This window comes from Treponema bryantii (assembly GCF_900113965.1).
In the GTDB taxonomy this organism is placed as follows: domain Bacteria; phylum Spirochaetota; class Spirochaetia; order Treponematales; family Treponemataceae; genus Treponema_D; species Treponema_D bryantii_A.
On sequence record NZ_FORI01000001.1, the window covers coordinates 379,193 to 404,504 of the forward strand.

11 protein-coding genes are annotated in these 25,312 nt (G+C 39.0%); 8 read left to right on the forward strand and 3 right to left on the reverse strand.

Annotated features, from left to right (window positions below; all coding sequences use genetic code 11):
• Positions 1 to 26 precede the first annotated feature (26 nt).
• From BM161_RS01740 to BM161_RS01755, 4 genes are all read left to right on the forward strand, one after another.
• Positions 27 to 1,595 (forward strand): glycoside hydrolase family 9 protein, encoded by a 1,569-nt coding sequence (locus BM161_RS01740; protein WP_074929933.1) that lies wholly within the window; start codon positions 27 to 29, stop codon positions 1,593 to 1,595.
• Between the two features lie 150 nt (positions 1,596 to 1,745).
• Positions 1,746 to 5,015, forward strand: a complete 3,270-nt coding sequence (locus BM161_RS01745) for a right-handed parallel beta-helix repeat-containing protein (protein ID WP_074929934.1) — start codon at positions 1,746 to 1,748, stop codon at positions 5,013 to 5,015.
• Positions 5,016 to 5,027: 12 nt separating this feature from the next.
• A complete protein-coding gene (locus BM161_RS01750; protein WP_074929935.1) occupies positions 5,028 to 7,337 on the forward strand; it encodes a hypothetical protein in 2,310 nt (769 codons plus the stop codon).
• A 25-nt stretch (positions 7,338 to 7,362) separates the two neighbouring features.
• Positions 7,363 to 11,466 (forward strand): hypothetical protein, encoded by a 4,104-nt coding sequence (locus tag BM161_RS01755; protein WP_074929936.1) that lies wholly within the window; start codon positions 7,363 to 7,365, stop codon positions 11,464 to 11,466.
• On the opposite strand, the gene BM161_RS01760 is transcribed toward BM161_RS01755, so the two are convergent.
• Both BM161_RS01760 and BM161_RS01765 read right to left on the reverse strand, forming a co-directional pair.
• A complete protein-coding gene (locus tag BM161_RS01760; RefSeq protein ID WP_074929937.1) occupies positions 11,463 to 11,678 on the reverse strand; it encodes a hypothetical protein in 216 nt (71 codons plus the stop codon). The genes BM161_RS01755 and BM161_RS01760 overlap by 4 nt on opposite strands.
• Before the next feature lie 94 nt (positions 11,679 to 11,772).
• Positions 11,773 to 12,678: an Rpn family recombination-promoting nuclease/putative transposase gene (locus BM161_RS01765; protein ID WP_074929938.1), complete on the reverse strand. Its 906-nt coding sequence runs from the start codon at positions 12,676 to 12,678 to the stop codon at positions 11,773 to 11,775.
• Between the two features lie 221 nt (positions 12,679 to 12,899).
• On the opposite strand from BM161_RS01765, the gene BM161_RS01770 reads away from it, so the two are divergent.
• From BM161_RS01770 to BM161_RS01780, 3 genes are read left to right on the forward strand one after another with little or no spacing between them, the layout of a single operon-like run.
• The gene (locus BM161_RS01770) at positions 12,900 to 13,661 is read left to right on the forward strand and encodes an ABC transporter ATP-binding protein (protein WP_074929939.1); all 762 of its coding nucleotides are present in this window, start codon (positions 12,900 to 12,902) and stop codon (positions 13,659 to 13,661) included.
• Positions 13,662 to 13,671: 10 nt separating this feature from the next.
• Entirely contained in the window at positions 13,672 to 15,402 is a 1,731-nt protein-coding gene (locus tag BM161_RS01775; protein WP_074929940.1) for a putative ABC transporter permease subunit, read from the forward strand.
• Entirely contained in the window at positions 15,374 to 18,364 is a 2,991-nt protein-coding gene (locus tag BM161_RS01780) for a hypothetical protein (RefSeq protein ID WP_074929941.1), read from the forward strand. The genes BM161_RS01775 and BM161_RS01780 overlap by 29 nt, the downstream gene beginning before the upstream one ends.
• Before the next feature lie 11 nt (positions 18,365 to 18,375).
• Here BM161_RS01780 and BM161_RS01785 read toward each other — a convergent pair whose 3' ends face one another.
• Complete coding sequence (locus tag BM161_RS01785; RefSeq protein ID WP_074929942.1) at positions 18,376 to 19,119, reverse strand: NAD-dependent protein deacylase; 744 nt, start codon at positions 19,117 to 19,119, stop codon at positions 18,376 to 18,378.
• 144 nt (positions 19,120 to 19,263) lie between these two features.
• Here BM161_RS01785 and BM161_RS01790 point away from each other — a divergent pair, with 144 nt between their 5' ends.
• Positions 19,264 to 25,311 (forward strand): Ig-like domain-containing protein, encoded by a 6,048-nt coding sequence (locus BM161_RS01790; protein WP_074929943.1) that lies wholly within the window; start codon positions 19,264 to 19,266, stop codon positions 25,309 to 25,311.
• Position 25,312: the final 1 nt, after the last annotated feature.

A 25,312-nucleotide genomic window follows, 5' to 3' on the forward strand; every position in this document is an offset into this window, starting at 1 on the left:
TCAAAAAATCTGTATAACATTACGTTATGGCAGAGGCAGAAATTTTTATTAACCAGGTGGGTTACCGCCTTTTAGACAACAAAAACGTTTTCGTGAGCAAAGCCACAAAAGGCGAATCGCAGGAATTTTCCGTTATCGAAAAAGCTTCGGGAAAATCTGTTTATACAGGTGCTCTTGTTGCTGCTCCAGATGATGCAGAATCTGGCGGTGGATATTTTACAGGAGATTTTTCAAGCGTAACTGCAGCCGGCGAATATTTTGTAAAGGTTGGTGACAAAGAAAGCTTTGCTTTTAAGCTTGCAGATAACGTTTACGATGAACTTACACTTTCTACCCTGAAATATTTTACAGAGTCTCGTTGTGGTCAGGGAATCTGCCATACTGGTGTTGCCGAAGTTTATGGCAGCGAAACTGGTGAAACTAAAAACGTACAAGGTGGCTGGCACGATGCCGGAGACTATGGACGTTATGTTGTAGCCGGTACAAAAACCGTAATGGATCTTTTGCTTGCTTATAAAAAGGCTCCGGAAAGCTTTAAGAATTTTGACCTTTTGGGTGAAGTTCGTTTTGAGCTTGAATGGCTGCTTCAGATGCAAAGAGATGATGGCGCGGTTTATCATAAAATTTCCTGCTACCATTTCTGCCCATTCATAATGCCTCAGGAAGAAAAAGATAAGCTTGTACTTGCTCCGGTTTCAACTGCTGCAACTGCAGACTTTGCAGGATGCCTTGCCTACGCAAGCGGATTTTATAAGGACACAGACCCTTCTTTTGCAGACACTCTTGTTAATGCTGCAATCAAAGCTCAGAATTATCTTTTTTCACATGATGATGAGTTTTATATTAATCCTCCAGAAATTACTACCGGCGGTTATGGTGACCGAGATGTTCGCGATGAACGATATTTTGCCCTTTGTTCTTTGTTTGCTGTAACTGGTGAAGAAAATTATCTTACTCAGGCTTTAAAACTTCGAGAAGACAAAAAAAAGGACAATCCTGATCCAAAGCATCCATGGAACTGTGGCTGGCAGGAAGGTTTTGGCTGGCCGTTTGTTTCTGGTTATGGTACAGAAATTCTTCTGGAAAAATCAGAGGAGCTTCCACAGGAGCTTCTTGCAGAAATCCACACTTGTATAATTTCTCAGGCAGAAAAATATATTGAAACAAGCAATGAATCAGCTTTTAAATACTGTTCAAAGTTTGTTTTCTGGGGAAGTAACGGTGCAATCTGTGACCTTGCCCACACACTGCTGATTGCTTACGAACTTACCGGCCGTGAAGATTTCTACATGGTAGCAAAAGCTCAGATAGATTTTATTCTTGGTGCTAATCCTTTAAACTATTGTTATGTTACGGGAGCTGGAACAAAGAGCCCTGTAAAACCACATCACAGACCAAGTGGTGCCAGTGGAAAAGTTTACCCAGGAATGCTTGCCGGCGGTCCATGCGGTGGTCTTTTTGATGCATACGCAAAAGAACACCTTGCAGGCCTACCTGCCCTCAAATGCTATGCTGATGCAGAACCAAGCTACAGTACAAACGAAGTAGCAATTTACTGGAACTCTGCACTTGTTTACATACTTGCCCAAATTTAATAAAATATTATACTTATTGTTACATAATTTATAGTATAATAAGTATAATTAGGTGAGATGTTTATTAAGAGAAAGTTTTATCCATTTTTGGTGTTTATCAGTTTTATTTTCCTCTCCTGCGAATTATTCGAACATGATGTCGCTGACTTCATGGAAAAATATACTGAAACCGCAGCCATTGAAACCCATGAATTTAGCGTAGAAACTTTTAATGATGTAAAAGGTAATTTGTGTATTTCTTCAGAAAAAGATACAGAAATTTCTTTTTATATGCGAAATCCTAAAAAGTACGAGCTTATTCCATCTGTAGTTTTTAATAATCTTGGAAGCCAGTTCAGCACAAGTTCTGTAGATATAAATCAGATAGATTCAAATACAATGCTTCTTTCTCTTCCTCAGGATTTTCTGGTTCCGGTTGATGAAGGGCAGGACATCACCGCAGAAATCAGATTATATGAACCAATGAGTGGACGCGACTTTGACAGATACACTCTGCCTTTGAAGTGTAATACAAAGCCTCCGCTTATTCAGAACCCAACAATCATCAATAATAATAACAAAACCTTCGTTGTTGCTTTTGATATGCCGAACGACGAAGAGTGTGCCGTGCGCCACAAAGATATCAGCGAAATTGAAATTAATGGAAAGAGCTATCCGATTTCTGTAAGCACAATTGATGATCCGGATTCAATTAACGACCCGGACACCGGAATCATTAAGCTTGCTCAATTTACTTTTTCAGATTCGCATTTTTCCCGCACCTGGGACAGCACAAATTACAAATCTATCAGCGGAAAAACTTTTAATCCAAAAAGAAATTCTGCAGGCTCTTATATTTCGGTTTATTACGAAACTGGCGATGCATTCTTTGCCGGCGACAAGCAATATACAATCACTCTTAAAGACAGCGCCGGCCTTACCAGCACAGTAACTGCGTCTACAAGTATTTCTAAACTGGAAAAGCCTGTTATCTTAGATATGCACGGTGGTCAGGTTGCAGAAGACGGCCTTACCAGCGTTCCATTTAATGAAGATACAGAAAAAGGAAAAATTACAATTGTACCTCCTACACGCGACCATCTTGGCCATTCTGTAAGTGGTGCTACTGTTTATTACAAGGTTTACGAAGCTACAGGCAGCGGCCGCATTTATACCAGCGGTACTACAACTAGTGAAAAAACAATTGAGCTTCCATTAAATACCTACCGTGTAGAAGCCTACGCCGAACTGGTTAGTTACGAAAATTCTGCGACTACTTCGGTGAAGTTCCGCTTTATGAACAACGTGCTCTTTGTAAGTACAACAGCTCCTGGAAACGGAGACGGTTCAGAAACAGCCCCATATGCAACAATTGCAGAGGCTATTGAAGATATCAACCTGCGCGAACAAAAAGAAAAGAAGTTTACTATTTATATAGATGGAAATCTTAATGAAGAAGTTAATATCAATTCCCCAATAAATACCGACAAGCTCATAATTGCAAAACGCAAGCGGGCTGATTCTGGAGTAATTAAACTTGTTCATATTGAATCAACAGATTCTTCTAACCCAATACCTTCTGACTTTGAATTAACTATTGGCGATGTTACAGTTACAAATAACTCTGATGTTGGAATTAATATTCTTGAAGACATTAAAGTTACATTAGACGGCACAACAGTAACGGGTTGTAGTGATATGGGAATTGCTATTCACAATACTGTTCCTGTAACAATGAAGAATGTTACTGTCTCAGGTAATTCTAGTAACGGAATTTTTATTGATAACGGTGCAACCTGTAATTTCGAAGGTGGTACTATTAGTGAAAATGCTTCAAATGGAATTAAGGTTAGTGATGGTGTTCTGAACTTTATAAGCGGAACCATTACTAAAAATGAGGGTGCTGGAATCTACCTTGATGATGGTAACGCATCTGCAGATATTACAACCTGTAGTATTACTGATAATGATGGAGCAGGAATCTATATTAAGGCAGGTAAAACTTGTAGTCTTTCTGGCGGTACTATTTCTGGAAACAAAGATTCCGGTATTGAAGTTAGAGGAACTCTCAATATAAGTGGAAATATTATTGTTCAGAATAATACAACAGGTACTCCAGCAGAAAGCTGCAACGTAAAACTTGGTTCTGGCAATGGTTCTGGCAAAGTAATTAATGTTACCGGCCCTCTTGCCTCAACTTCAAAGATTTGGGTAACAACAGCAACTGCACCAACCGGTAATAACAAAACTGCAATTACTTCCGGATACGGTGCCCACAATTCTCGTGCTCCAGCCTACAACTTCTTCTCAGATATTGGCTACGGAATCATCCTTGAAGGTGATGAAGTTAATATTTCTCAGAGCCAGGGTTCTATATTTACTCAGTTTGATTATACGGTTGAATTTAAGCCAGCAGATGGAGCTGCTAACTTTGATACAATAATTGATACAAAGCATGATAAGGTTATTTCGGTTACCCCGGTTATTAAACGTAATGGTGTTGATATAACAAGTACTATCCCAGCAGGCGACTTAACCTGGAATATCTTTGTTACCTGTCATCAAGATGTTGTTGTCACATCTAATACAAATTCAATTAGAATAAGTAAAAACATTTTGATGGATGATGTTTACTATGTTCATATTAATCTTACTTATATGAACAGGGTATTTGACCAGTCTATACGTCTTGCAAGTGAGCCTGCAGAAATTAAATTTGAGTCATATTCTATTGCTGATCTTAAGACTCTTGTAGAAAGTTTGGAAAGCGATACTGTTATTGCAATGTCTAATGGTGTTACAGTTACAGATAGAAGTGGAACAACAATTAATGTTAAGAAAGGTGTAACAGTAACTCTTAAACGTTCTGACGGATATACTGGTTCATTGGTATCAGCTGGAACTTATCCAAAAGAGCTGCGTATTAATACAGAGCGGTCAGAAAGTGGAACCCTTGTACTTGATGGTGGCTGGGATGCTGCTTCAGAAACTGGAATTATTGCAACGGCTCCTCTTATGCAGGATAACTGTGGTAGTGGAAATATTTGGAATGTTGTCTTCCAGAATACGAATTATAAAAACGGAAATGGAGGTGCTGTTAAAGGTGGATCCGGAACCTATACATCATTGCATAATTGTCAATTTATAAATTGCTGGGCAAATAATGGAGGTGCTGGTTACTTCCAGTCTAATATGCATTTGGATTCTTCATGCCGCGTAGAAAACTGTTATGCATATTCAAATGGTGGAGGTTTTTATCTTACAGCAGCAAACAATCACCGTGATTCTACTATTGGAAGTGATGATGCAAACATGCGGGAAATAATGATAGGTTGTAAGTCTGGTTCGAATAAGGTAGCCAATAGAGTTTATATTTATAGAGGCAGCTGGAATATAATACTTAATGGAACAACTTATAGAAGTTCTCAAGCAATAGAATAAGGAGGAAACAGAATGAGCATTAAAAAATTATTAAAAACAATCTATGTTTTCTCTTTTGCAATTCTGTTTGCTTCCTGTGCGAATAGTGTAGATGTTTCAGCTCCTGCAAATGAAGAAAAAGAAATAACATACGGTTTTTCTGGTATTTTACAGTTAGATACAAATATCTATTCAGATTCTTCTAATAGTTCAAGAACTGCAATGCCAACACTTCCTTCTTCAGCAGTTTATTATGTTGACTATAAACTAGATTCAGCTTCAGAACATTTTGTCAAAACAAGTAATGATACAGGTGTGTTTACAACAAGTGGAGGACGTGTAAGTGGTTTCTATCTTCCGCTTTCTGTTGGTAAATGGGTTATAGAAGTTGGAGTTATCGATAATGGTACAACAATACTTAAGGACACCAAGACCGTAACGCTCACACCAGAAAATCCATTAATGACAAATCAGGTTTTCTTTTTGAAAATGGGCCAGACTGGCACAGGCAGTATGAAATTAAAGATTACTGCTGGCAGTGGTTCGGGAGTCAGTTCAATAAAAGTTATTCTTGAAGATGGAAGAGTTGTAGAAGATTCAAATAATGATTCCTTCTTTGAGGCTTCTGATATTCCAAGCGGTGAACAAAGAATTGACATAAATGCTTATGATGGTTCTTCAACTCCGCAGCTTATTTTTTCAACAATTCAGATTATTAATATTTATGATAACATTGAAACTAATCAATGGATAATTGATGGAACTACAAAAGAAACCTTTGAAATTACAAAGTCAATGACAGATGATTTTAAGCCACGTCAGTACTTTGTTGATGGAACAACTGGTGGCAGTGGAGATGACACTAACAATACAGGAACTTCAAGCAATTCTCCATTTAAAACTGTAAAACATGCAATAGATACAATTAATGCCAGGGCAGAAACGTATACGTTTACAATTCATGTAAAAGATGGTTCATATGAACTGGATAATCATACTCTCGAAATCAAAAAAAATATCACACTTGAATGCTGGAAAAATGCTCCAAATGACAGACTTGGTAGTGCGAAAATAGTCGTGCGGGGAGGAACAAAATGTGTTCTTGTTGGACCTACTACCGACGATAAACCCGTAAACTTCTATCTGCAATCTGTAGCAGACGATAATACTTCTGGACTTGAAATAAATGGAAACGGCCTTAATCGCTGTGGAGTCTATATTGAAAACGGCATATTCGTAATGAACGGTGGTGTAATTAATGAGACTGGTGAAGCAGAGACAGAGTATGGTGGAATTGTACTTCCAGATGTTCAAAGTGGTCAGAGCGTAGAACGACAATTCATTATGCTTAAAGGAACCATCAAAAACTCTAAAGGAACTAAAGCCTGTGGTGTTTATGTTGGAAAAGATACAATTTTCCAGATGGAAGGTGGAGTAATCAGTGGAAATAGGGCTCAGTCAGAAAACAGCTATGCAGTAGTTAATAATGGTGAAATGTCTATAAAAGGGCAAATCAATATAAGTGGTAATAATAGATATGATGGTAACGAACAGGTTTTCATCCCCGGTAGCGGAGAGACACAGGTTCCAGAAAGTCATAATTTATATCTCCCAAAAATTACTGAAGAGGGAAAAGAAGTTATAAACAAACTTCAGGTTCTAGGTTCAATATCTTCAAACAGTCAGATAGGAATCAGCGCACCTGTTGGAACCGAATCGGGTCAACTTGAACCGACAGGCCAAAAGCCTGTTGCAATTACAAAGAATTATATGGATTCTATCGCTCCTTCTATTATTTTCAAGCAGGATAAATCTTCCCCTTATGTATTTATGAAATCTACTGATGGTGCGACTTTTGGTGAAGCTGCATTTGGCCTTGGCGGAGGCGTTATTTATACTTCAACAGATTATTCATTCTCATTTGCTAGTGATACAACAGTTGTTACACGCGATATTGCAAAAGATGTGACAATAACAGTAGCTGCAAAAAGAAAAGAATCAGAAAATGTTACATCAGAGCTTCATTATAATCCAAACGATGAGAAACTTTATCTTACTTATATAGAGGCTACAGAAGAGTCTGATGCAATCTATTCTAATTCTGTATTAGAAGATATTGAAGAAACTCCAGACTATAATAAAGTTGTCTGGACGGCAGAACTAACACTTGAGGGTAATACAATTCCATCAGCTTATCAACCAACAATTTCTGCTGGAGCAGGTGATAATAAGATAAAAGTATCAATTCCAGCTCTGCCTTATAAAGATAATTATACCTTAACAATCACAGCTACATATCTGGGTATTCAGTATGGTGCAAACTTTCAAATTACTTGTAATTAGTTGAAAAAGGAATGGAGGTTTTATTTTGAAAAATAAATTTTTGATTATACTCGCAGCATCATTATTATTCGTTTCCTGCGCAAATAATATTCAGTCTCCAGATTCTGAAAACAATATTACCCAGGACAAGACTGGAATAGGTACAACTGACGAACCCGTAAAATATGTTTCAATTCAGGGCTCTTTTATTATTGAAGGTGCTATTCCATCAGAAATTCAGAATTTAAAACAGAATAATAACTTCCAGAGTGATGCTACTCGAACAGCTATGCCTTCTCTTCCAGATGGTTGTAAATATTATGTAATTGCAACTGCATCTGGCCAGATAACAAAAAGATATGAAGTTACAGTAGGTCAATCAAATCAAAATGGAGATTTTACAATTAATGGAAATACATATTTATTAAAAAATCTTGCTTCATCAAAAATAGGAATAATTTGGACGGTAGAGTTTGGAATAAAGAAGGGTGATACTGTGATAATGTCGGACAGTAATCCATTTAAACTGACAGAAGAAGTTCCAGTTTACGTACACGACTTTTTGCTTAAGCCAGAAACTGGAGGAACAGGAACTGTATCTCTTGAAATGAAAGTTCCATCAACTGTAAAACAGGTTACATCTAACAATTCTAAATTCAATTGTTCAGCTCCTGATACAAATGGAAAAGTTATTGTTAGTGGTGCTTCAGTTAATACAGGCTGTTATACAGTAAACTTCGAATTCTGGGATAAAGCCGCAGGTGCACAAGATGAAAATAAAAAACTTCGTTTATATAGCGACACTCAAGTTATTAATGTTTTAAAAGGTTGCGAAACTAAAACCTGGATTAGCAATGGCGGAACCGATGTTGTTAAAAATGGTGTATACGAAGTAACTGCATCTCACCTGGATACTTTTAAGCGTACAACTTTTTATATAGGTTCTACCGCATTTTGTACTACGGCAAGTGATTTAAATAATGGCTCTCCAGCTGATCCGGTTCTTTCCTTGAATAGAGTTGCTTCAATTATTGCTAATCAAAATATTTCAAATAGAACATATACTATTTACATAAGTACAGATATCGAAGGACCTCAAAGTTTAACTGATGCTCTTGATGGAAAAGCACAGAAGATAATTATTTCTGGTAATGAGGTTCAATCGAATGGATATCCGAAATTTAATTTAAAAGGCTTGCAAACTGGATCATCGCTTACGGTTGGAACATCCGTTGAAGTAGAATTAAAAGATTTGATTATTACAAACGGAAAAGCAGAAAATGGCGGTGGTATAAATATAACTAAAGGTACAGTTAGTGCTGATAATGTTAGAATAAATTTTAATGAAGCAACAGCAAGCGGAGGCGGCGTTTATATAGCTGCAGGTGCATCTTTTACAATGAAAGGTACATCTGTTATGAGTTCCAATTCTGTCTCGACAGGTGGAACTGGATCTGGTGTTTATGTTGCTGCTTCGAATTCGACAACGGCGTCTTTTACAATCAGCGATACAGCTAAGGTTTCTAATGATGTGTTTCTTGCACAAAATGGTAACTATATAGCAACAATAGATGTAACTGGCTTAAGTGCAAATGCAGAAAGCCCGGTTGCAACAATAACTCCAGAAAACGCAAAAAGAAATCTGGCAGTTCTTTCTGGAACAAATATTTCAAATCTATATAGTAAATTTCAAACTTCATATGACGCTGATTCATTTGCCATTAATAATGAAGGAAAACTCGTTCTTGCAAAGATACTTACAACTATTTATGTTGGTAATACTACAGTTGGTCCAACTAATTATACTGCAGCAAATCCATCTGGAAATACAAAAGACGATTCGACATGGAAACATTTTAATTCTAATGTTTCATACAATTATTCACAAAGACATCCGTTTACAACAATTGAGAAAGCTTTACAGTTTATTACCTGGCAGGATAGTAAACAGGAGTATATTATTACAGTTAGTGGAACAATTAGTGGTGCAAATACAATTGCAAATAATAATGATGAAGATAATCCTATTACACTTACTAAAGGCAGCAACATAATAAAATTGTCACTGACAGGAACAAATTCTGGAACTTTAGATGGTGGTTTTAGTGCCACTGCTGGAAATGGAACAACACTTACTATAAATACAGCTGTTCCTATTACAATCACAAATTTAACGATTCAAAATGGATACCAGGCACAGGGAAATGGTGGAGGTATTTGTATTTCTAATGCCAATGCTGATGTTACAATATCAACAAATACAACTATAAAGAATTGTAATGCTAATAAAGGCGGAGCAATTTATAATTTAGGAACACTGACTTTTAATGCTTCTATACAATATGGCTATGCCCTTGTTTATAATGGAACTGCAATGGGTGGTGGAATTTATAATGAAAAAACTCTAAACATGACTGGAGGAGATATAAGATATTGTAAAGCTGGACCAGAAACAACAGATACAGTTGGAGACGGTGCCGGTGTATACCTTACTGGTGCAAATGCAGTCTTTAATATGTCTGGTGGATACATTGGTAATGGTGGTGTTGCCAAGGGAAAAGGTGGAGGCGTATATGTAGGAGCAGGAAGCAAAATCTTTATGTCCGGCTCTGCAAAAATTGGACTGAATAATCCAAGTGATACAGCAACTTACGGTAATCGATATAACGAAGCAGATAAAGGTGGTGGGCTTTATGTTGAAGGTGAAGCATATATTGGTTATACCGCTGTTAATACCCCAGATAATGATTTCTCTGGTAGTATAAAATACAATTATGCTCACAACAATGGTGGTGGTATTTACATTTATAAATCTTCAGCATCTGCTGGAAAAGTTGTTATGTTGAAAGGTTCTATTTCGTATAATGGTTGTGGAACATCAAATGATACTGCTTGTGGGGGTGGAATTTGTTTAGCTGGTTATGGAGGCAATTACAAATCTACTTTTGAAATGTTAGGTGGAGAAATGACCAATAATAAAGCATATAAAAAGGGTGGCGCAGTTTATGCTGGTTATGGCACATTTGATATGCAGAGTGGAACTTTGTCTTCTAACAGTGTAAGAGGCACTGCTGCGGATTGTGTTGGTGGAGCAATTTATATTCCGGCTTCAGGGGGTGAATTTAAAATAAAAGGCGGTGCTACCATTCCTAATGGAGCTGCGAAAAATAATGATATTTATTTGGATCGTTATCAAAGTGGAGGAAGTGGTTACAATAATTATGTTCATATAAACGGTTCACTTTCGGGAACAGATAAAGTAGCAACATTATCAATCGCTAATAACATTACAAAAGCTTTTGATAAAACAGATAACGCTTCAGATACTGAATTTAGGGCAGGACCAAAAAGATTTAAAATATTATCTACTACAGGCAATGCAGCAGCAGCAGATGGTAGTTTATATAAAACGACATTTGTAGATGAATTATTGAAAAGTCAAGATGAAGTTGTTTTAGATATAACTGGAAAGGATTATAAGCTTGAACCACCAACTGGCGATGACAGCTATACTTCATATGGAGGTCATGGCGCAAACCGAGATCAATGTTTAATTGTTCCATCTGGTAAGACTCTTAAACTTACTGCTACATCTCTAACAGAGATTTCTCCATCTGTATTATGTGGTTGTTTTATAGAAGTTTCGAGTGGAGGCACACTAATAATTGAAGATAATGTAAAGATTACTCCAGGAGATAGCTCAATTTGGGCACATGCTATTACATGTTATGGAACTGTGAAAATGCAGGGGGGCTCTATTAGTGGCTTTAATTGTTTAGGATCAAATGGTGTTGTTTATGTTCAAAGTGGAACTAATCCTGGCTTTGAAATGACAGGTGGAGTTATTGAAAATAATGGCCCTAGAGGAGCTGTCTTAGTTTGGACAGGAACCTTTAATATGTCTGGTGGAATTATAAGAAATAATAGCAATAATCAAGAAAATCATGCAGGTGGTATTACTGTTGGCGGTGATTATGCAGCAACCTTGATTAAATCTGGAGGAACTGTTAGTGGAAATACTTCTGATACTTCATTAACAGAAAAAGCGAATAATATTTATATTACTGGTAATAGTGGTTACTATGGAACCTCAGAAGAAAATGTCCAACATTATCCAGATCCTGTAATAGATCCTTGGGGCTCAGACTAAACTTCAACAGTGAATTTTTTCTGAAGTTCCAGGACTTGCTCGAGTGGAAGTCCGGAATAAAGAGCAACCTTTTCTGGAGACAGGTGATCAGATAGCATAGTCTTTGCAGCTTCAACGGCTTGTTCTTGTCGGCCTTTTTGTTCACCTTCGGTAAATCCGTCTCTGTGCCAGATTCTTCTTTGTTCTTCTTCGCTAATTTCTTCTAAACACATACCGATTACCTCCGCTCTATGAATTTTGAAAAAGCCTTCTAGCAGTTTTTTATTATATTACAAAAGAAAACCGTCCCAGTGAATGTTTAGATTTTTAGACGGCTACTGTGGATGTAAACGATTCTACAGGAATCCCGAGCAAGCTGGAGATTTCTTCTGCAGTGTATTTTCTGTCTGCAAGGAGTTTTTTTGCATCTTCAATAGCTTTTTTCTGCTCCCCCTGTATAACGCCTTTTTCAATTCCTTTTTGTTCTGCATTTTGAAGACCATCATTATAGTCGCGGCGAGCAGTGTCGTAAGAATTTTGGAGAAACCAGTTGGTATCGTCTTCGCTCATTTTTCCTATGATTAAATCTGCTTCCATAATTCCCTCTTCACTACTGGTAATCTGCTTTATATAGTCAGCATATCTTTCATCATCTGCATAAGAAAGATATAATCCCCATTTTTGCAAGGCTGATAATTCTTCAACAGGTTTTCCAATCAGTTTTTTGATTACTAGTAAATCGATATAGATGACATTCATATGTCCGGAAAGCATATGACCTTTTTCATCACGCATATTGTACCATGTCATTTCTCTTTTGTCATGTTTCGGTAAATGAAAATTCAAAACCGATATCTGATACACTTTTTCAGACTTCCATGCATCACCTTGCTTTGCATTATTATTTAGGAGCCGAGCAATCTGTATTTCACTACGTGCTTCATATTTATAATTCTGATTTCTCCCCTGCATTTCGATTGACGCTTTTTCTCCGTTGCTGAATACAACACTAACATCAAATGACATCTGCATCAAAGTATCCATGTCAACAGGTGGTTCATTTGCTGTAAGACTTACGTTTTTAATTTTTCTGCCAAGCACACTCGAAAGAAAAGACTGTAAAGCGATATATGACCCTTTTGTTTCCTGTGTAAAGATTGCCTTGAAATTTGGATCCAGCCGAGGATTCAATAGTGCCGTCGGCGTTGGTCTTAATGTCTGCTTAGTTTGCATATTTTCTCCTCGAGGTTATGTTTTCTTTAAAACCTCTATAGATAATATGGTCCTAACTTGAGGAAAAAAGGAAATGTTTTGAAAAAAAAGTTTTAAATATTTTGTTATTTTGCAAAAGCTATGCACATTAAATGGAACGATTCGTTCTTGGTGACGTGAGAATATTTGAATTGAACATTCGGGGGGAATAATTTATAGTTTAAGGGACGGAGGATTAAAAAATGTTTGAGATTAACAATGTTTCAAAGTCTTACAACAAGGGTGGGGTGAAGGCGGTTGATGCGCTTTCGCTTACTGTGAATAATGGTGAGATTTTTGGTTTTCTTGGACCAAATGGTGCGGGAAAAACTACTTCAATCAGAATGCTGACGGGTATTCTTCAGCCAGATGAAGGAAGCCTTGAGCTGGATGGAATTTCTATTCTGGAACGTCCTGTAGCTGCAAAAAGACAGTTTGCCTTTGTACCAGATAATCCGGAAACAGTTTCTCGCCTTAAGGCTATTGAATATCTTAATTTTATTGGTGATGTTTACAAGGTTCCGCTCGAGGTTCGTAAGGAACGCATTGAATCATATTGTACAAAATTTGGACTCAAGGAAGTTCTGAATAATAAAATCTCTTCTTTCAGCCATGGAATGAAGCAGAAGCTCTTTTTGATTGCCAGTCTTATTACAGATCCACAGAACTGGATTCTTGATGAGCCTATGGTTGGTCTTGACCCTGAAGCTGCATTTATCGTAAAGGAAATTATGCGCGAGCGTGCCAATGCCGGTAAAACAGTTTTCTTTTCTACACACGTTATGGAAGTTGCAGAAAAGCTTTGTGACCGTATTGGAATCATCAAGCAGGGTAAACTGATTTTCCAGGGAACAATGAATGAGCTTAAAGAACAGCACGGAAAAAATGGCCAGTCGCTTGAAGATATTTTCCTTGAACTGATTGGATCTACTGCAAAGGCTGCAGCCTCTGAAAATGCCAACTAAGAGGTGAGCCATGCTTTATAAACTTTTTAAAATTCTGAATGCAAATTCATTATCAACTTCTTTTGGAACAATTACCGACGGCTTTAAAAAAGGTCCGAAAGGAATTATCAAAAGTCTTTTTCTGATTCTTGCCTTCCTTTATGTGTTTGGAGTAATGATTGCAATGTACTCACTTTATATGGTGGGTACTTATAAATATCTTGCAGCAAACGGAAATCAGCAGATGATGCCTTTAATCTCAATGCTGGTTGCAGTTGCGGTAATCATGTTCTTTGGATTTACTTCGGTTGCTTCTACTTACTACACAGGAACTGGTGAAGAATTTCTGATGAGCCTTCCATTTACTCCTGGTCAGTTCTTTGGAGCAAAGTTTGCAGTTTCTTTTGTATCAGATGCTGTAATGGGAATCGGCATGTTTGCAATCAGCTCCTTTGTGTATGGCTACAATGAAGGGCTGCTTACAAATCCTCTTTTCTATCTGGGCTTTTTAGTTTCAGCAATTGCATTTTCGGTTGTTGCGGTTTTTATAATCTATCTGCTTTTTATTTTAGTGCTTTATTTTATTCCGCCGCTGAGAAATAAAAAGTTGCTGACAGTTGTTGCAACAATTCTTCTGATTGCCTTCTGTATGTTCTATGGACTTCTCAACTCGTCAGTTTCTCTTTCATTTTCAGAGCCTGAATTTGTTAGTGAAAAGATTGGTTCTTCAATTGACTGGCTTACCAACTTTGGTTCAAAGAATGCAGTTTTTATGTATATTGCCGGTGCGCTTAATGGAAAAATCATTCCAATTTTGATTCTTGCGGCAATTACTGCGGGCATTCTTTTTGGACTGGTTCCGCTTGTTGGAACAATGTACATGAAGAGCTTGAACGGCTTTTCTGATGTTAAGGCAAAAAAGCTTAGCGCAGAAAAAGCAGAAGAAGTTATCAGCAAGGATGTTCATGCAAAATCAGTATTCCATGCGTTGTTTGTCCGCGACTACAGAAATGTTGTTCGTGAGCCGGCTTTCTTTTCGAACGGACCGCTTTTTGTTTATCTGTTCCCGGTAATCTTTATTCTTTCTTTTGGAATTGGATTTATAATGGCAGGAGAAGGCATTGGTCAGATTCTTGCTGCAATCAAAGAAAGCCTTGCAGAGCTTACCCCTGAAGCTTTGGGGTCTGTAAAATATTATGTGGCTCTGGTTGGTGCAGGCTTTACAGTTTTCTCCGGAACTTTTGCTAATCTTGCAACAACATCATTTTCAAGAGAAGGAAAATCTTTAAATGATCTTAAGGCAATGCCTGTAAAGTTTGATATGATTGTAAAAGTAAAATTCTGGCATGCAATGCTGTATGTAGGAATTGCCGCAGTTATCTCAATCATCATAATTGGAATTGCGTACGTTTTACTTGAAGTTCCTCTTTCATTTACAGATTTAATTTCTGTATGGGTTTCTGTGATTCTGGTTTCGGCAACAGTTTCTCTTCTACTAATATTCATTGATATGTTTATTGATACTGTACATCCAAAGCTGAACTGGGAAACACCAATGGCCGCAAGCAAGCAGAACTTTAATGTACTCTGGTCTATGTTGCTTTCTATGACAACAATTGGACTTGTAGTGGTACTTCTGGTTTTTGTACTACCTAAGAAATTATATTCCCTTGTGATTTTAAGCTGCATATATGCTATAATCTCCGCACCTGTAGGAGCGGGATATTTCAGATATGCAGAAAAGAAACTTAAAGAAATGTAAGTTATTAATTGTAATTCTTTTGCTGTGTGCGCAGCTTAGTGCACACAGCGGAATGCTCTGGGGAGAAAAAAATCTCCGTGTAGCAAAAACAAAATGGTTTGATATTATTTATCCGGCACGCTGCGAAGAGTCAGCTGCCATCCTTTATGAAAAAGCCGACACAGTTTATGAAGAAGTTACAGCTCAGTATGGGCTTACTCCTTCTTTCAGAATGCCGGTTGTAATTACTCCAGCGGTTGAACAGTTTAATGCCTTCTGGACATCTCTTCCTTATAATCATATTGCCTTGTATGACACAGGCTCTTCTGGTTCGAGCGAGCTTGCTGTTTTCAGTGAAACTTTGCTTTCTACCTTCCGTCACGAATTAACACACGCAGTTACTTATAATATGAAAAATGGGTTCTGGCGTGGAATGGGCACAATTTTTGGTGATTGTGTTGTTCCGGGAATGCTTTCGGTTACAACAGGTATGGCCGAAGGAGCTACTGTCACCAGTGAAAGTGCAGCAGGCGAGGGCCGTTTGAATGATGAATATGCAAAGCATTATGTAAAGCAGGCAAAGATTGAAGATAAATTTCCTAATTATCATGATGTTTCGGGTGCGGCAGATATTCAGCCGGGCGGCGCGCCATATTTCTTTAACGGGGCGTTTCATCAGTGGCTGCAGGATAATTATGGACTGGATGCCTACGCAGATTTCTGGTGGCGCGTCGTAAACGGTAAGAATTTTACGATCTCGGGCGCGTTCAAGAAAGCCTTTGGAATAAAATTAAAACTCGCATGGTCGTATTTTATTGATGATTATGAAGTGCCTGAGGTTGCGGCAAACCCTGTGAGAGCAGGTGTGGTTCAGGACTTTTTTGAGCCGGAAAGTGATGATTATTCTGAATTAAATAATGCGGGTTCTTATTATGCTTCATTGACTGCCGGTGGAGACCGACTTGCCTGGGTAGACTACTTTGGTGGCCGCGTTTTCACTCAGAACGGAAAACTCTTTTCTCAGTCTGGGCTTTCAGACGCAAAACTTTCTAATGATGGACGCTTTATTGCGATCAGCTATATCAGTGGAAATGCGGCAAACGAGCAGGCCCGTGTGAAACTTTATGATTTTGAGAGCGACGATTTTTATAGTGTGAGACAGCATGGCCTTAAGGAAGCGGTTGTATTAAAAAGCGACGGCGGCTGGTATCTTATCGGGCAGAAATATAATGCTCAGCACTATAGTATTGCTGTGTATAAGCTTCTATTTAATAGTAAGGGCCGCCGTGTAACGGGAGTTGAACCTGTTAGCGAAATGGTTTTTGATGTGGAAACAAATCCGTATGCGTTTACACCGCTTAGTGACGGAACTTTTGCTTATCTTAAAAAGCACGCTCTTTCTTACAGCCTTTGTGTGAACTCAGTAGACGGAACTCTGCTCAAAGAATATGCCTTCCCACAGGGAACTACTGTACGCTCTTTGTCTTACAGTGAAAGTGATGACGGCAGTGAAAACTTATACTTCAGTTATGCTCAGAAAGGAACTATGCCTCGCCTTGGAATTATGGATGCGGCAAGCGGTCAGTTTTCTTTGAGCACTCAGGATATTTCAGGTGGTGTATTTGAACCTGTTGTCTGGAACGGAAAGGTTGTATATATCGGCCAGTTCCTGCGCCAGAGCAGAATTTTGTGTATGAACAATGATTCTGATTATGAGGAAGAGGTGGCTGTTACTGTAGATTCAGAAGAATCTGATGATGAAGATTCAGAAATCATCAATTCTCCAATATCAGATTCATACGTATCTTCTAATGTCTCAATTCCATCAAAGAAATTTAATCCTTTTCCATATTTGGCACGCGGCGTTTTCATTCCACTTTGTTCATATACAACAGATTATTTTGGTTTTAATGCAGATAGTGCCAAAACCTATGATGCTTACTTCCTGGCTGGAGCAACTTATATTACTGCTAATCCGTGGACAAACGGTGGAACAGACCTTATGCAGGTAACTGCGGGATATAATCCGTTTACTAATGCCATTGGTTCTGCAATAACAATTACAAAGGGAACTTCAACATCTCTCTTTAATACTCAGACACAAATTAAGTCTGAATTTGACCCGGATGATGAGGGCTGGAAGCAGAGCGGAATTATTTCTGCAATTTCAACAACTTTCGAAGTTGGCAGAATCTCTTATCTGTCTTTCTCAAATCAGGCCCAGGCACTTATTGGAAATCAAAAAGAAATTGCCTTCTCACTTTATGATGTTGTAAGTGCTCAGTTCTCAAATATCAGAAGAGCAGGGCCAGGGCGTTTTGAACGCGCAGGCCTTGCCGTGGCCCTCAGCTATGGTCGCTATTACGATGCTTCTTTTACAGATCCATCACAGGCACTTATAGATAAGTCTGCTCTTGCCGGAGCTGCAAAAATCTGCATTCCTCGTCTTCTGCCAATTGAGTCAAAATACGGCTACACTTACAATCTGCCGCTCACTCTGGACTTCTCGCTCTTCCCATCATCATCTCATTATGCCTATGCATTCTTTGGAGAAGAGGTTGCCGACGAATTAAATCCTAAAGACCGCCTTGGCAATGTTGTATTTGATGGAACTGTAGAAATCAAAGCATTCTCTATGGATATTCAGAAGGCAATTCCATTCCTTACTGCTGTATATCTTAATGATTTTTATGTTGGTGTAGGTTATGCTGCAACAGGAACTGCGGGTTCTGCGTCTGTACAGGGCTTTCAGACAGCAAAACTTGGAGAATACTTTAAGGCAATTGCAGACGGAAGAGGATATTATCTTGATTCTGTATATCTTAAAGGTGGGCTTGAGTTCACTCCAAATATTGGTATAGTCGCAAAATCTGCATTTAAGATGGGAATGTATATTGTTTACAGCTATTCACTGCGAACCTATGAAAATGTAAAGCCGACAGAATATTCAAATATTACCGTCGGCTTTGATGTAAACTTCTAATATATAGAAGATTATTCAACTTTAATCTGACTGAGCACTTCGCCAATCGGCTCGTGAATCACAAGATTTGCAAGCCGGTCCTGCGGGGTGCTCGATTTATTTAACAGAACAAGGTTTTCTCCATGGAAATAATCAATTAAACCTGCTGCCGGGTAAACGGTGAGCGAAGTGCCGCCAATAATCAGGGTGTCGGCAGCTTTAATGGCATTTACGGCGCCGTTAATTACTTCCTGGTCCAGGCCTTCTTCATATAAAACTACATCCGGCTTAATAAGACCGCCGCATTTAGGGCAGTGAGGGAGCTTATCCGGTGCATTTTCGCTTTCAATAATGATTTTTTCATCATAAAAAGCATTACAGTCCAGGCAGTAGTTTCTGAGAGTGCTTCCATGCAGCTCGTAAACGTTTTTGCTTCCTGCCATCTGGTGCAGGCCATCAATATTCTGAGTTACGACTGCAAGTAACTTGCCGTGGGCCTCGAGTTCCGCAAGTTTATAGTGAGCAGCATTTGGCTTAATTCCCTGCGGAAGCAGTTTTGCGCGGTAAAAGCGGTAAAATTCCGGGGTGTTGTGGTAGAAGAAAGTACGGCTGATAATCTGCTCAGGCGGATATTTCCACTGCTGGTTATACAAACCGTCTACACTGCGGAAGTCTGGAATTCCAGACTCAGTAGAAACGCCGGCGCCACCGAAAAATACAATCTTTTTGCTTTTATTAATAATTTGTTGTAAAATTGATATATCGGTTGTACTCATTTTTGTGTTCTCCCTAAAAAGTTTTAAAAATCTTGTAAATTTATTATAACTCACTTTTTTCTAATTAAACAATGTAAAAGCGCCGATAATAAAATGAGGGATTTTAAATTTAAGGATTTTTTTCAATATAAACAGAGGTGCTAGATGGTTAACATGAAAAAAGTTTTATTGATTCCAGCAATTTGTATTTTATTCGCAAGTCTGCTGACCGCTCATGGTAAAGGAGACGTTGAAGATATCAACGTTGAAAACATGAACAGCTGGCAGGAGCAGTTCGATTTGGAAAGCCGCAAACCAGGTAAGTACAACATCTTAATTACTGCCCGCGACCTTGGTGGAAACGTACACATCGAAGGTCCACATAACCTTTATCTCGATCCAAAATCAGATCTCCCGATTTGTGGTATTACAAACCCGTATCCAAACATGCGCGTTGTAGGAAACCTCAACATTGTAGGTACCTGTGTGGATGATGATGGAGTTTCACGAGTAGACCTTGTCCTTGATGAAGGAATGGAAACCGAAAAGCACGTAACCGCAGAAGGAAAAGAATTCTGGTCATATTATCTCGACACAAACGACCTTGAAGAAGGACCTCATACAATTAAAGTAATTGGTTATGATATTAATAATGAACCAAAAGTAAGTAATCCTTATACTCTCACCTGGCAGCTCGACCGTAAACAGCCGGTAACAGAAATTCAGGACAAGACAATGGGTATTCTTGTTTCTGGAAATGTTAAGTTTGACGGTATTGTTTCAGATGGAAACGGAATTAAAGAGCTTTATTATTCTGTTGATAACGGCGAAAACTTTATACCTCTGAAGTTTGGCGGCAACAAGAATAAAGACCTTTGTGATTTTACAGTTTCTGTTGATACTAAGAAATTCCAGGATGGACCTGCAGTTCTCTGGTTTAAGGCAATTGATAGAGCCGGATCTGTGGGAATGTATTCCTTCCTTTATTTTATTGATAATACTAAGCCGGATGTAGGTATTGTTTACCCTGCAGAAGGCCAGACAATGAACGGTAAGTTTACAGTTGCCGGTTATGCAAAAGATACAATCGGTGTAACAGAACTTACATGGACTTTTGGCGCTCAGAGCGGAACTTTTGACCTTATTCCTGGTAACCCATACTGGGCCGTAAACGTAGACACACTCGGCGGAAAAGAAAAATCACAGAAGTTTACTATTCACGCAAAAGACCGTGCTGGAAACGTTGTAGATGTAACCCGCAATATTCCATTGAATCAGGAACTTGATAAGCCTGTTCTTAGTATTTCAGAGCCTGTAGATGGTCAGAACTTTGGTGATTCAGATCCTCTGTTCGTTCGTGGTATTGCAACAGACCCTGATGGAGTAAAAGAAGTTCGCATTCAGCTCGACCAGAATGAACCGATTATTCAGGAAACAAAGGGTGTCTTCTATTATCAGCTTTGTACAGCACAGGATCTTTCAGCTGGAAATCATAAAGTAACTATTACAGCTGTAGATGTAAATGATGTTGTTGGAAACCCAACTGTAATTAATATTGCTTCACGCGGAATTACACCTCAGTTTGCAGATGCAAAGGTTTCTAGCGGAAAAGAAGCAGAAGACTTTGTAAACGGAATGGAAATCCATCCTGAAAGTGGAAAGACCTTCTCTCTTGGAATTACTTCAGGAATTGGAATTGTAAAAGTTGCTTCTTCTCTTACATGGGGAACAGACGGTCTTGCAGAAACTTCAGTTGATCTTAAGAACGTAACTTCTTATACATACACACTCCCAATTCTTCCAGACAGTGCAAAGGGTGTAATGAACCTTACTGTAACTGCAGAAGATATTATTGGCCGTGTTTCAACTTACAGAGCAATTTACTATGTAACAAATACAACAGTTGTAAAATCAGAAGAGCCTGTAATTGTATTTGATGACAGCACCGTTGCAGAAGACGGTTCAATTATCAGTGATCCTAACTTCCCTGTAACTGGTTACCTTATTGGAGCAAATGCTTCAAGCGCAGAGCTTGTTCCTGCAACAAAGTTTGCAAAGGTTGAACTGGACGGAAATCTCATTAAGCTCATTCCTCTTGATGCAATTGGAAGTTCGGAGCCTGTTGTTGTAAGAATTAAGACAGATAAGGGCAAGACAGTTGAGTCTCGCCAGCTTAAGTTCCGTGCAGATACAGCACTCCCAGAAATTACAATCAATGATTATTCAGATTCTAAGGCAATTGCAGGCCTTGAAGGACCAGTAAGCATTAGCGGTAAGGTTACCTGCGAAACTGGCGTTGGCGGACTTAAGTACAGAGTTATGTCTGCCAAGGTAGATATTCAGAAAGGAATTATTGCAACTACAACAGCTCCTGCTGCAAACGACGACTTTAAGAAAGTTGATGTAGAAAAGGACGGTTCTTTCAAGTTTGATTTTGATGCTTCAGACTATGGTTATGGCCTTCACATTGTTGAGCTTATTGCTGAAAGTGCCGGTGGAAATCAGCTTGCAAAGGCTTTTGCTGTTAAGAATATTCCGGATGTAGAAGAGCAGAACGGTAAGATGCCTGCTCCAAAAGCTCCGGCTGTATTCTGGGCAGACGGTTTTGATGTTTATGCCCTTGCAGTTTATCAGGGTGAACTTGAATCAGATTATCAGAGCTTCCTTCGTGCAGATATGATTGAAGGAAACAATCCTGTAAGCTTTGCTTCTGCAACTGCTGCAGACGGAAAACCTGTTGCAGGTAAGTTCACAGCTGTAAAGAAGCCTTCACTTTCTGCACACATTGCACAGATTAATGATGAAGAATACAAGAGCGGTATGCCGGTAGTTCTCGGCTACAACTCAAAAGATATTGCAACAATCCGCCTTTATATTGATACAGGTGCTGCAGTTAATTCTGTAAACTTTGAAGTTACCGGAGAAGAAATTGCCGGTGGCGCTGTAAGTCAGAAGGGTGCTGCAAAGCTGATTAAGCCTACACCAGAAGAACCAATGCGCTGGATTGCAGAAATTCCTGTAACAAATCTTCCTTCTCGTGTTAATAAGCTCAGCGCTGTAATTAAGGCAGGTGCTCTTGAACAGACAGTAACTGGTTCGTTCACAGTAGTTCGTGCTGCAGACCAAGCTCTTCTTAATGACAAAGAAGGCATTTATCCTATGCCAGCTACTGGCACAGATTATGATGATATTGATAACACTTATGTTTTGAGCAATGGTTCACAGTTCTTCTATTATGTAAACTACAACGCACCACTCAAGGTAGAACTTGTTTCTGCTACACAGGGGCTTGCAGTTGATACAAACGGAAATCTCATTACTCTTTACGCTGAAAAAGACGGTAACTACAAGAACGTTGTTGTAAAGGTAACAGACCGCTTTGGCGATGTACATAACTCAGCTCCACTGAACTTTATTGCCAACACAAGTGCCCCAGAAATCAACTTTGTAACTCCAGAGCTCTTCCAGTGGGTTGGAAATACCTTCAAGCTTTCGGGTACAGCAGCTCATCCTCTTGGAATCAGAGCAGTTGAATACTCTCTTGATAACGGTGAAACTTGGGAAAGCTTTGATCTTTCAAAGAACAATAACAGAGTTGGTGTAACCTTCTCTAAAGATATTAGCCTTGCAGATGTACCAGATGGACTTATCAGAATTAATATGCGTGCCCGCGACACATCTGGACATGAATCTTATGTTTACACATCTGCTTATAAGGATGTAACTCCACCAGAGGTTCGTGTAGTTGAGCCTCAGGAAATTGATGTTGTAAACGGTGATAACCTTATCGTATTTGAGGTTATTGATAATGCACTTCTTGCTAAGGCAGAGTATATTGCTCCTCCAGAAAAGGGAAGAACAAATACACATCTTCCAATTGAATTGAATCCTCTTATTTACACACACGTTGGTACACCAGAGGCTCCAATCAATGATGCAATGTCATTTGCCTTTACTGATGATGCGGGCAACGTAGCAACAGTAGAGTCATGGTCATTCAGCATCGACAGTGAATCAGACTTGCCAAGAGCAGAAATCCACGTGCCGGAAGACATGCAGGTAATTACCCGCGACTTTACAATTTCGGGCGTTGTTTATGATGATGATGGTGAATCTTCAATCTTCTATAAGATTGATAACGGAGACTACAAGCAGGTTTCTACAAAAGAAGTATTCAAGAGAACTGTAGCAGATGCTGAATACAAGCTGAACACAAGCTTCTCTATTGATGTACCTCTTGAAACAATGACTGATAACGAGCATACAGTTACTGTTTATGCAGTTGATATCAACGGTGTTAAAGGTCCGGAAGTAGAACGCACATACCGCATCTCTCTTGAAGAGCCAAAGGGTGCTGTAGAAAAACCTACAATCGATACTTCAGTTCGTAACCTTGTAACAATTTCCGGTTGGGCAAGCGATAAGAACGGAATTGCAAACATTAAGGTTTCTCTTGATAACGGTAACTCTTATAACGAGGCTGTTGGAACAGAGAACTGGTCTTACACAGTAGATACACGTGCAATTCCAGGTGGAACTCAGGTAGTCTTCCTTAAGGTAACAGATAATTACGGAATTCAGGGACTTTACTCAAGCCTTATCAATATTGATAACGATGCTCCTGTACTGAACCTTGAACTTCCTCTTGATGATTCAACAACAACTGGTCAGCTCTTCTTCTCTGGTTATACTTTCGATAACGTAGAAGTTACAGACCTCTACCTTACAATCAGAAACCTCGAAAAGGGTTCTTCACCAAGTGTTCGCAATATGAAGATTGACCGCATCATTGGTGAAACAGTTGATATGCGCGACCTTCCAGACGGCTTCTACAACGTAGAACTTACTGGAAAAGATAAAGCCGGAAACATAACTAACGTCAGCCGCAACATTCACCTTGAAAAGAATATTGCTCCTGCTACTGTAGACATTCTTTACCCACTTGAGGGTGAGCATAAGAACGGTGTATTTACAGTTTACGGTCAGGCAGAATCTGAAAGCGAAATCACTTTGCTGAACCTTTGGGTTGATGACAAGTTTATTTCGAATACAACACTTACAAGCTGCGGCTTCTTTAAGTTTGATGTTGGACCAGAACAGATTGATGAAGGTGTACATACTTACTATGTAGAATCAGTTCTTTCTTCTGGAAAGTCTGTTAAGTCTAGAGTTCAGACAATTACTTACAGTCCTATTGGACCTTGGGTAACAATTGATAACTTTACTTACGGAGACTTTGCAATCAACCGTCCATACATCAGAGGACAGGCTGGTTACTCAATCAGTGAAGATGAACTCTTGTTCTCAAGAACTAAGGAAGCAACTGCAGAACAGAAGGCTATTACAGCCGCTAAGAAAGTTGCTAAGATTGAAATCAGTTTCGATAACGGTAAGACATTTACAGAGCTTTCAACAAATGAAAAGTGGATGTACCGTATCGAAAATCAGGATATTGCAGAGGGTTACCACTTCTTCCTTATCCGTGCTACAATGAAGAATGGTGAAACTGCCATTACAAGAACAATCATTCAGGTTGATAACACTGCACCTTCAATCCGTCTGATTGCTCCAACAAATGGTGGACGCTATAACCAGGTACTTAATGCATCTGGTCTTTCAAATGATGATGTTGAACTTGAAAATGTAACTGTTACTCTGCGTAAGGGTGATAAGTCTGCATACGAGATTCCATCATTCATCCAGGGTCTTTACTTAGACTTCAGATTCTGGGGTGAATCTCTGTTCGCAGTAGGTGCCGGACTTACCTTCTTTGATGATGTTGTAAAGGTTCAGGCTTCTTACGGACAGTTCACACAGCAGCAGCGTGACGCAGTATCTAATCTGTTCAAGCTTGATTTGACAGATATGCGTTATGGTGGAAATATCTTCAGTTTGAAGATTATTGCAAATATTGCTTCGCTTCCATTCAGCTTCTTCTTAGGACACGACTGGGATTGGCTCTATGCCGGATTCGCAGTAGGTGCCGAGTTTGCAATGTTTACTCAGACAAACAGTGGAAAGGAACAGATTCTTTCTTCACTGCTGGCTCAGATTGAGTTCCCTAAGGTTAAGCTGCAGAACGTTAAGATGTTCAGTTCGTTCTCGCTCTATACTGAAGGCTCATTGTGGTTCATTCCTACCGACGTCTCAGGTACAAACATTAAGAGTTTGATTCCTCAGATTGCTGTTGGCTTCAGAACGAATATCTTCTAGG

Excerpts from the sequence above, each read along its gene's own strand:
- BM161_RS01770 (WP_074929939.1), top strand. The coding sequence starts at position 12,900 with ATGTTTGAGATTAACAATGTTTCAAAGTCTTACAACAAGGGTGGGGTG.
- BM161_RS01740 (WP_074929933.1), top strand. The coding sequence starts at position 27 with ATGGCAGAGGCAGAAATTTTTATTAACCAGGTGGGTTACCGCCTTTTA.
- BM161_RS01750 (WP_074929935.1), top strand. The coding sequence starts at position 5,028 with ATGAGCATTAAAAAATTATTAAAAACAATCTATGTTTTCTCTTTTGCA.
- BM161_RS01745 (WP_074929934.1), top strand. The coding sequence starts at position 1,746 with ATGGAAAAATATACTGAAACCGCAGCCATTGAAACCCATGAATTTAGC.
- BM161_RS01760 (WP_074929937.1), bottom strand. The coding sequence starts at position 11,678 with ATGTGTTTAGAAGAAATTAGCGAAGAAGAACAAAGAAGAATCTGGCAC.
- BM161_RS01780 (WP_074929941.1), top strand. The coding sequence starts at position 15,374 with ATGCAGAAAAGAAACTTAAAGAAATGTAAGTTATTAATTGTAATTCTT.
- BM161_RS01785 (WP_074929942.1), bottom strand. The coding sequence starts at position 19,119 with ATGAGTACAACCGATATATCAATTTTACAACAAATTATTAATAAAAGC.
- BM161_RS01765 (WP_074929938.1), bottom strand. The coding sequence starts at position 12,678 with ATGCAAACTAAGCAGACATTAAGACCAACGCCGACGGCACTATTGAAT.
- BM161_RS01790 (WP_074929943.1), top strand. The coding sequence starts at position 19,264 with ATGGTTAACATGAAAAAAGTTTTATTGATTCCAGCAATTTGTATTTTA.
- BM161_RS01775 (WP_074929940.1), top strand. The coding sequence starts at position 13,672 with ATGCTTTATAAACTTTTTAAAATTCTGAATGCAAATTCATTATCAACT.